Genomic DNA, 1702 nt, shown 5'->3' with positions numbered 1-1702 from the left:
TGGCCGCAAAGAAATCCTGCAATACGCTTTGGCATTCTTCTGCCAATATGCCGCCCAAAATTGCGGTATGCTTGTTCAGACGTTTGTCGGCAAACAAATCGACCACGCTGCCTGCCGCACCGGTTTTAGCTTCAGCCGCACCATAAATCACACGCCCGACCCGCGCCTGTATCAAGGCAGATGCGCACATGGAGCAAGGCTCTAAGGTAATGTACACGTCGCAGTCTTCCAAACGGTAGTTTTGCAAGGTCTTACCTGCGGCGGCAAGCGCGTTGATTTCGGCATGATGGCTGACATTGTGGTCGCCAATGCAGGTATTGTGTGTCGCTGCGATTGCCTCGCCTTGATATACGATGACCGCGCCAACCGGCACTTCGCCCAATACCGCCGATTGTTTGGCCTGTTCTATCGCCAACCGCATAAAGGTTTCCATATCGCTTTGCGAAGGGAAAACGGCAACAGGCGGATGTTTTTTCAAATCCTCGCACAGCTCCGTCTTTCTCTCCTCGGAAATACGCCGGGCATCCACACCTGAAACCAACGCAGCCAGTTGCCATAAGGTGCTTTTGGTTACGGTCAAACCCGACGCTTTCAGCAATAGAAATGCGTGGACTGCGCCGATTTCCTGTAAATCTTCCAGCGTACAAATACCCAATTCTTTTAGCGCGGTCAATGCTTTAGGGGCAAGTGGTGGCGTAGTCAGCATGGATTATTCCTGAAAATGCTGACGCGCCAAGGCTAAGGCCGTTTGAACATAATCGCTGTCTGCGTAAGGATCTAACGTGTGCGCCAAAGGAATTTTCCGCAACCAGGTCAACTGGCGTTTGGCAAGCTGGCGCGTGGCGATAATGCCTTTTTCGACAAAGGTGTCATAATCGGTTTCGCCTTCGAGATAATCCCAAGCCTGACGGTAGCCCACGCAGCGCATAGACGGCATATCGGCATGCAGTTGCGGATAATCGCGGCGTAAGGCGTGTATTTCATCTAGGAAACCGTGCTCCAGCATACTTAAAAAGCGTTTTTCGATTTGCTGGTGTAACAAATGGCGGTCTTCGGGGATAAGGGCAACCGTGCATAAATCCAATAAAGACGCAGCCTGCTTCTGCTCTGTGAAATGTTCGCTCAAAGGCCTGCCGGTCAGAAGATAGACTTCCAAAGCGCGCTCAATACGCTGGCTGTCATTGGCTTTCAGACGGCCTGCCGTTATCGGGTCAACTTCCTGCAAACGGCGATACAGGCCTGCCAAACCGTGTTCTTTTTTTTCCGCCTGAAGCTGTGCGCGCACCGCCGCATCCGCGCCGGGCAAATCGTTCAAACCTTCCGTCAGCGCATGGAAATACATCATCGTGCCGCCGACAATCAGCGGATAGCGACCGCGCGCATGTATTTCGTTCACCAAGCGCACGCAGTCGCCGACAAAATCCGCCGCGCTGTAACTTTCCAGCGGCGAGATAATATCAATCAAATGATGCGGTACGGCAACAAGCTCTTCGGCAGTCGGCTTGGCCGTACCGATGTCCATGCCGCAATACACCAGCGCGGAATCCAAACTGATGATTTCTACCGGCAACGATCGGGCAATATTTAAGGCCAGTGCGGTTTTACCGCCGGCGGTCGGGCCGAGTACGGCGAAGGCTTTGGGCGCGTTCATAAGAAAACGGAAAAATTAAAAATGCGATTATAGCAAACCCGGGCAAACCAT

Annotated in this window: 2 protein-coding genes; both read right to left on the bottom strand. The window is 52.7% G+C overall.

Going from position 1 to position 1702, the window contains the following annotated elements; genetic code table 11:
* On the bottom strand, window positions 1–706 hold a 706-nt coding region (gene tadA, locus ACTHUE_RS18010; RefSeq protein WP_440424103.1), incomplete at its 3' end, for a tRNA adenosine(34) deaminase TadA.
* A gap of 3 nt (window positions 707–709) precedes the next feature.
* Window positions 710–1651 (bottom strand): tRNA (adenosine(37)-N6)-dimethylallyltransferase MiaA, encoded by a 942-nt coding sequence (miaA, locus tag ACTHUE_RS18005; RefSeq protein WP_004519883.1) that lies wholly within the window; start codon window positions 1649–1651, stop codon window positions 710–712.
* Window positions 1652–1702 lie beyond the last annotated feature (51 nt).

It is taken from the genome of Neisseria sp. P0021.S005, from assembly GCF_051956955.1.
The sequence above is the reverse complement of the archived record's forward strand: the minus strand, read 5'-3'. Positions and strand labels throughout refer to the sequence as shown.

Coding starts and splice junctions, on each gene's coding strand:
- miaA (WP_004519883.1), bottom strand. CDS start 1,651: ATGAACGCGCCCAAAGCCTTCGCCGTACTCGGCCCGACCGCCGGCGGT.